Origin of the sequence: Sulfitobacter noctilucae (genome assembly GCF_000622365.1) — a bacterium.
Taxonomy (GTDB): Bacteria; Pseudomonadota; Alphaproteobacteria; order Rhodobacterales; family Rhodobacteraceae; genus Sulfitobacter; species Sulfitobacter noctilucae.
Genome location: NZ_JASC01000011.1, coordinates 1 through 7,123, shown reverse-complemented (window position 1 = coordinate 7,123; position 7,123 = coordinate 1). Strand labels below are relative to the sequence as shown.

General features: G+C 55.7%; 5 protein-coding genes, 1 rRNA gene and 1 pseudogene. 5 read left to right on the top strand and 2 right to left on the bottom strand.

The annotated features are described in order from the left end of the window. Window positions 1-252, bottom strand: a 16S ribosomal RNA gene (locus Z945_RS0106575); the annotation flags it as partial. Between the two features lie 988 nt (window positions 253-1,240). Between Z945_RS0106575 and Z945_RS0106570 the strand changes: the two genes are divergently transcribed. The 4 genes from Z945_RS0106570 (at window position 1,241) to Z945_RS0106555 (ending at window position 5,797) form a co-directional block, all read left to right on the top strand. Then, window positions 1,241-2,128, top strand: a complete 888-nt coding sequence (locus tag Z945_RS0106570) for an alpha/beta fold hydrolase (protein ID WP_025051309.1) — start codon at window positions 1,241-1,243, stop codon at window positions 2,126-2,128. Between the two features lie 619 nt (window positions 2,129-2,747). Beyond that, window positions 2,748-3,731, top strand: coding sequence for a tripartite tricarboxylate transporter substrate binding protein (locus Z945_RS0106565; RefSeq protein ID WP_025051308.1), 984 nt, complete (start codon window positions 2,748-2,750; stop codon window positions 3,729-3,731). Between the two features lie 61 nt (window positions 3,732-3,792). Next, window positions 3,793-4,272 (top strand): tripartite tricarboxylate transporter TctB family protein, encoded by a 480-nt coding sequence (locus tag Z945_RS0106560; protein WP_025051307.1) that lies wholly within the window; start codon window positions 3,793-3,795, stop codon window positions 4,270-4,272. Between the two features lie 4 nt (window positions 4,273-4,276). After that, window positions 4,277-5,797 (top strand): tripartite tricarboxylate transporter permease, encoded by a 1,521-nt coding sequence (locus tag Z945_RS0106555; RefSeq protein ID WP_025051306.1) that lies wholly within the window; start codon window positions 4,277-4,279, stop codon window positions 5,795-5,797. A 235-nt stretch (window positions 5,798-6,032) separates the two neighbouring features. Here the strand turns inward: Z945_RS0106555 and Z945_RS19485 are convergent, their stop codons facing one another. After that, entirely contained in the window at window positions 6,033-6,293 is a 261-nt protein-coding gene (locus tag Z945_RS19485; RefSeq protein ID WP_277618916.1) for a winged helix-turn-helix transcriptional regulator, read from the bottom strand. A 168-nt stretch (window positions 6,294-6,461) separates the two neighbouring features. On the opposite strand from Z945_RS19485, the pseudogene Z945_RS20835 reads away from it, so the two are divergent. Next, window positions 6,462-7,123, top strand: a pseudogene (locus Z945_RS20835) (IS3 family transposase); the annotation flags it as partial.

The window sequence follows — 7,123 nt, the reverse complement described above, 5'->3', positions numbered from 1 at the left end:
TAGATCGTAGACTTGGTAGGCCATTACCCCACCAACTATCTAATCTAACGCGGGCCAATCCTTCACCGATAAATCTTTCCCCCGAAGGGCGTATATGGTATTACTCATCGTTTCCAATGGCTATTCCATAGTGAAGGGTATGTTCCCACGCGTTACTAACCCGTCCGCCGCTCACCCGAAGGTGCGCTCGACTTGCATGTGTTAGGCCTGCCGCCAGCGTTCGTTCTGAGCCAGGATCAAACTCTCAAGTTGAAAAGATCTTACGATCTTATCCTTGACGTCGAACCTCTGCACATCGTCCATTAAGCCTTACTGAAACTTAATGAACAGTCTTTCTGTTTGTTGTGCTTAGGACTTCAAAGAAGTCGAAAGCCGTCCAAACAGTGAAGCTGACACTCCATCATCGGCCGAAGCCTAAGAGCGCGATATACAGACGTTGATCCATCGAATGAACCAAACCGCCCACATATCTCTTCAGATATCAAATTTTCAAACAGCGTCGAGACAAATATGACCAGATGCGCCCTAACTAAAACGGCGCGCCCCGCCAAAATACCTCAGATTTTCTTCTCTTACCGTCCCGACCACCCCTTAGCGTCTGCTTCGTTGTGGCCCGTCTGGCGCCCCGCAAGACATCGTGTCGTCGTTGCTGAGAGCTGCCTTCTAGCCCTAGGTGTTCAGGACCGCAACACCTTTTTTCAAAAAAGTTCTCAAAGACCGAACTTTTTTCACCGGAAGCCATTTGAAGAGAGGCAAAGCGCCTATTTTTAAGGACCAGACGGCCCAGCTCTGCGCATCAGAAAATCAGTTGCGACAGAACTTTCGGTCTACAGACGCGATCAAGTGAATCGGTAACAAGGGCTTTTTCTACATATAATCGGGCCCCTCCCCCATCCTCACGCCCCTTCCCTATCCGCGCCCCCTAGAATCCCGCTTTCGGTATAAGGACGCCTACCGTTCACTGTATCGCTGCTTCGCATAAGGTTGAGCGATCAAAGGTCTGGTGGCACGCAAACGTTTAGGTCCACCCGAAGCTCTATTCCCAAGTGCATCGACGAGCCTCTCCACCTTGCTTTGAATGCCTGCGCTCCGGCGTTGCGCCAGCTGTTGTTCTACGCCGGGTGCCAAATGCTGCAACAGGTGTGGTCGCAAGACAGCGTCATACAAAGGCCACCCAAGCACGTTGTCAAAAAGAGCAGCCCTTCCTAAGCTGCCCCTTCAATAGGAGGAGATAAGTATTATGACCGAGACACAAACCGTTACCGTGCCGCACCTGGGAGGCACGCAGGTCGGATATCGAATGCCGGAGCCGCTTGATGGGTCGAAGCCTACATTGGTGATGGTCAATTCGTTCAGCACCTCGGCCGACCTCTACACACCACAATTCGAGGACGAAGGCCTTAAGAACAGCGCCAACCTCATCGCGATCGAGCTGTTCGGACATGGGCAGACGCGCAGCCCGTCGGAACAGTTCACATATTGGGATACCGCGATTGCCAATCTGCAGGTGATGGACGCTTTGGGAATCGAGAAGGCCTTTGTGCTGGGCACATCACAAGGGGGCTGGGTTGCCGCGCGTATGGCTCTGCTGGCTCCTGAGCGGGTTCTGGGCATCATTCCTCTGGGCACCTCGATGGATTATGAGAGCAAACGCAGCCATGATCTCGGATGCTGGAATGGTGACGAAGCATGCTCGCCGGTCATCGAGCAGTTCTCAGCGCCCGTCGGTGACGACTGGACTGTGCCGGGCGAGTTCACGGACTTCATATTGTCTGCCGGCATCGGTGGACCCACGTCAGAGGAGCAGCGTCAGCATTGGCATAAACTTCACCGGCAGGACTATAGCGGCGACGCCGGCAGACGGAGACTGCTGATGGCGGCGATCAACCTGCGTGACCGGGACGGACTTCACGGGCGCTTGGCGTATATCACCTGTCCGGTCTTGTGGATGCATGGCACGGCCGATCAGGTGTATTCGGTTGCCAATGCGCAAGAAGAAATTGCGCTGTTCACAAACTCAAAAGACGCCAAGGTTCAGGTCGTTGAGGGTGGGCAGCACTTCTTGTCTGCTTCGCACCCAGATGACGTTAATGCAGCAGCTGCCGAGTTCATCGGCACCTGGAGCTAGGAAAACGTCGCAGAGGCGCAGGAACGAGGGCCTGCGCCTCTGCACACAGGCAGAATTACACCGCGGTTTGTTAAGGCAACTGAGCCCATCCCCATCACACCCAAACGGCTTTTCCAGGACATCGAACTACGCCATGGTCGATGCCCGCCTACGCGTCCCTCAATGCTCAGCCATTCCTAATTTTCTAGCAGTGAGCTTACGCTGATTTCCTCGCAGTTCGCACAGTAATTCAAGTATCATGAGAGTTGGTAGATTGATTGCGCCATGTTCTCTGAGCCAAACCAAGTTGACAAGTTGTTCATGTGATCCGTCAGGTAATGTCGGTCGCCATCCCCAATAGAGAACGACGCAAAGACGCATAGCTCAGCTTGTCCGATTGAGATCCAGGGCGGGAAGCAGATTTTCGCTGCCGGTGCGATGTCTCAATCAAGAGATACCAAAAGCCGACATTCGGAAGTTCGGTCGGTCAATCTGTGCGAACCTAAGCCGCCATTAGCCGCTGCATGGCATTGGCCAAGAGTGCAACAAAGCGCATTTCGTCTAAGTCCTTCCCTTAAGAAAGCAGTTTGTGAAACGGTTTGCCGCCCCTATGATCAATAAACGGATTGGGAGGAATCACATGAAATTGTCTAAAATTTCCGCGTTCGCCGTTGCAGCTATGATATCGCTCAGCTCAGGTGCAGTCACCGCTCAGGAAAAGGAGCAGGCGATGGACAAAGTCCATTTCCTCATTCCCGGTGGCGCGGGTGGCGGTTGGGACGGAACCGCCCGCGGCGTCGGTGAGGCGCTCAGGAACTCGGGGTTGGTCAAGACTGTGACCTTCGAAAACATGTCGGGTGGGGGCGGTGGCAAAGCCCTGAACTATATCGTCGAAAACGCGCAGAGCAACGAAGGCACGTTGATGGTTCACTCCACACCGATCATCGTTCGGGCGTTGAACAAGACCGTGGACATGGGATACCGCGATGTCACGCCGGTCGCGGGTGTGATCGGTGACTATGCTGCCATCGTCGTTGGCAAAGATAGTCCCCATGAGAATTGGGCCGATCTTTACACCGCCTATAAGGAAGACCCCCGTGGCGTCGCCATCGGCGGCGGATCGGCCCCCGGCAGTATGGACCATCTTGTTCCCGCAGCCATCATGCAGGCGGCCGGCAGCGATCCCTTGGATATGCGCTATGTCGCCTATGACGCCGGAGGCAAGGCGATGGCGGGGTTGCTCTCGGGTGAAATCGCGGCCCTGTCCACCGGCCTATCCGAAGCGATCGCCCTGTCGGAGGCGGGCGAGGTCCGTATCCTGGGCGTGACGGCGCCAGAACGTGTCGATGCTGTGCCGGATGTGCCAACGTTCACCGAACTCGGGGTCGACCTGGAATTCGTCAACTGGCGCGGTTTCTTCGCGGCACCGGGACTATCCGATGAAAAGCGCGCTGAATACGCCGAACTGCTCAAGGAAATGACCACGACCGAGGCGTGGGCCACAGTGCGCGACAGGAACGGTTGGATCGATATCTACAACTCCGGCGACGATTTCTCGACCTACCTGGCAACACAGGAAGCAGACATGGAAAAGCTGATGAAGGGCATGGGCTTTATCCAGTAATTCGATTTTCCGGCCGCGGTCAGCTGCGGCCGGTTCATTGTCTGCAATAGGTGCATTTTTTATGACGCTTGACCGAGTGATCGCATTCTTCATCCTGCTGATCTGCCTGATCTACGGCTATTCCGCCTGGTTCATTATGGATGCGCAGATCGCACCATTCATGGCCCGGAACCCGGTCTGGCCCTCGTCCTTTCCGAAGCTGTTGGCGATCGGCGGAGTGTTCTTTGCCCTGCTGGTCCTGATCTCGCCGCACAAGCCTAAGGACGATCCTGACATCGACCTGTCGCGCTGGTCCGGCTATAACTATGGCCAAGCGATCGGTCTTTTGGCGTTGATGCTGGCATATGCGCTGCTGCTTTTGCCACTCGGCTTTCTTGCCTCCACCTTCCTATTTCTGATCCTCGGCAGCCTGATCCTTGGCGAAAGGCGCTGGATCGCGATGATCCTTGCCGCCGGCATCGCCAGCGTCGGCATCTGGTATCTGGTTCAGGAAGTCCTCGGAATATTCCTGCGTCCTCTTCCCGCAATGTTCGGAGCCTGATTCCATGATCGAAGGCATACTCATCGGCCTCTCCACGGCGTTCACCCTGACCAATATTCTCATGGTGATCGGTGGCTGCCTTATCGGCACGTTCATCGGCATGCTGCCAGGTCTCGGCCCGATGTCGATTATTGCCATCATGATACCAGTGGCCATCACCATCGGTGATCCGTCAGCAGCGTTGATTTTGCTTGCTGGTGTCTATTATGGCGCGATCTTCGGCGGCTCGACCTCGTCTATCCTAATCAATGCGCCCGGCGTGGCCTCGACTGTTGCCTCCAGCTTTGATGGCTACCCAATGGCACGCGACGGCAAGGCAGGTAAAGCGCTGACCATCGCTGCCATCGCCAGCTTTTGCGGCGGCACGATCGGCGCGATCTTACTGATGGTTTTCGCGCCCATGTTGGCCTCGGTCGCACTGCTGTTTCATTCCGCCGAATATTTCGCGCTGATGGTCGTAGGCCTGTCGGCCATCGCGGCATTTGCGGGCACCGGCAACGTCGCCAAAGCGATGCTGATGACCATCGTCGGTTTGATGCTCGCCACGGTTGGCACATCGGCGCTGTTCAACGCGCCGCGCTTCACCGCCGGTATGATGGAACTGCAATCAGGCATCGGTTTCATCACATTGGCCATGGCCATGTTTGCTTTGCCCGAAGCGCTTTACCTTGTCCTTGATCCCGCCCGCTCTAAACGTTCAGAAGAAAACAAAAAGATCACCGAATTGCGGATAAACCGCGAGGAGGCACGCCAGATCGCTCCCGTCATCGGCCGCCAGTCGATCCAAGGTTTTTTCATCGGTGTGCTGCCGGGTGCAGGAGCCACCATCGCCTCGTTCCTCGGCTACGCGGTCGAGCGCAACATCGCGTCGGCAGAAGACCAGAAAATGTTCGGCAAGGGCTCAATCAAGGGTCTTGCCGCTCCTGAAAGCGCCAACAACGCGGCCTCCACGGGGTCTTTTGTGCCGTTGCTCACGCTGGGAATACCAGGCTCAGGCACGACCGCAATTTTGCTGGGAGCATTGCTGGCGCTCAACGTTACACCCGGCCCCCGCCTGATGGTCGACCAACCCGAAATTTTCTGGTCAGTCATCATCTCTATGTATCTTGGCAATCTGGTGCTTTTGATCCTGAACCTGCCGCTCATCCCCTATATCGCGAAGATCCTTTCGGTGCCGCGCAACTTCCTGATCCCCTTCATACTCTTTTTCACCTTGATGGGCGCCTATATTGGGCAGAATAACTCGACCGAATTACTGTTGCTTGTCGCATTCGGGATTTTAGCTACGATCCTTAAATTCGCGGACTTTCCCCTGCCGCCTTTGCTTATCGGCTTCATCCTCGGCGGGATGCTCGAAGACAACTTCGCAAGGTCGATGCAGTTGTATGACGGGCCAAGTTTCATTTACGAGCGACCGATGACTTTGGTTCTTCTCATCCTCGCGGCCGGGCTTATCGTGTTTCCGGTCTTGCGCAATTGGCGCACCATGGCAAAGCAGCGCCGAGGCGTTTCCACACCGGACTAATGGCGGCTTGCAGTCTGTTTGCTTTTTGAATACTGCAGCAAAGGTCGCAGCACCGCGGATCTACACTTCTGGGTGGGAATACGGCTTAAATCTAAATCGCCGATTGTCCGCATTGAAGTCATCCATCGCGCAGGTAATTTTTCAGTCGCTTCGAATGTCCGTTTCGCCGTTTCGCACCTCAGCGGCCGAAACCTTTAGCGGATGTCAGGCTTGGGCCGGTCGCACTCTCGACAGGCTATCGCTTTTCAGCGGTCAAACTCCTCGGAAGCCCCTCACTCCACTTCCGCAGTTCGTCTAGAAAACCCAGAGCTGTGCGCCCGAAGTCGGAGATTTCGTAAACCACGGTGATCGGAGCAGTGTCGCAGACTTCGCGCCTAACCAGCCCCTGGTTTTCGAGTTGCCGCAAGCGTTCCGTGATCATCTTCTTGGATGCGCCGCCGATCATCCGGGCGAGGTCGTTGAACCGCACCGGCCCATCTTTGACGTGCCAAAGGATAGAGCCGGTCCATTACCCTCCGATGATCCGCATGCCACCCTCGATCGCGCAGGGCTCGGTGCAGGCATTTGCCGCGCTCCGTCGACCTGTGTCGTCGACTTCGAACTGAGGTGCCCCTGGATTTGTAGACGGTTTGCCTGGTAATTTTGGAACCAAGGAGAGACGGATATGAACAAGGGAATACGGTTTACGGACGAGTTCAAACAGGACGCTGTGGCACAGGTTGTTGAGCGTGGATATGCGGTCAGCGAAGTTGCTGAGCGCCTAGGGATCAGCACCAAATCGCTGTACACTTGGAAGGCACAATTTGCGAAGTCGCCCCGTGTCCGATCTGAAGTTGCAGAACAGGCTGCTGAGATAAAAAAAGGCTGAAGCGCGAACTGGCGCGAGTGACCGAGGAACGTACCATTCTAAAAAAGGCGACCGCGTACTTCGCGCGAGAATCTCAGTGAGGTACGCGTTTATCGAGGCTCACCGCGCAGAGTTTTCTGTGCGGTCCATGTGCCGCGTGCTGATGGTTCATTTCAGCGGGTTCTATGCATGGCTTAAAGAACCGTTAAGCCAGCGTGCCCTTGAGGATGCACGTCAGACGGTGCTGATCCAGCAGGCACGGGCCGATAGCGGTAAGGTCTATGGATATCGCAAATTGGCGGACGACCTGCGCGATGCTGGCGAGACCTGTTCAGAGAACCGTGTGGCACGTTTGGCCAGCTTGGCAGGCATTGCAGCGCAGATCGGATACAAACGTCGACCTGGGCGATATGGTGGCAAGCCATCGGTTGTCGCGGATAACACGCTGGATCGGCAGTTCGAAGTTGATGCCCCTGACC

Excerpts from the sequence above, each read along its gene's own strand:
- Z945_RS0106555 (WP_025051306.1), top strand. The coding sequence starts at position 4,277 with ATGATCGAAGGCATACTCATCGGCCTCTCCACGGCGTTCACCCTGACC.
- Z945_RS0106570 (WP_025051309.1), top strand. The coding sequence starts at position 1,241 with ATGACCGAGACACAAACCGTTACCGTGCCGCACCTGGGAGGCACGCAG.
- Z945_RS0106560 (WP_025051307.1), top strand. The coding sequence starts at position 3,793 with ATGACGCTTGACCGAGTGATCGCATTCTTCATCCTGCTGATCTGCCTG.
- Z945_RS0106565 (WP_025051308.1), top strand. The coding sequence starts at position 2,748 with ATGAAATTGTCTAAAATTTCCGCGTTCGCCGTTGCAGCTATGATATCG.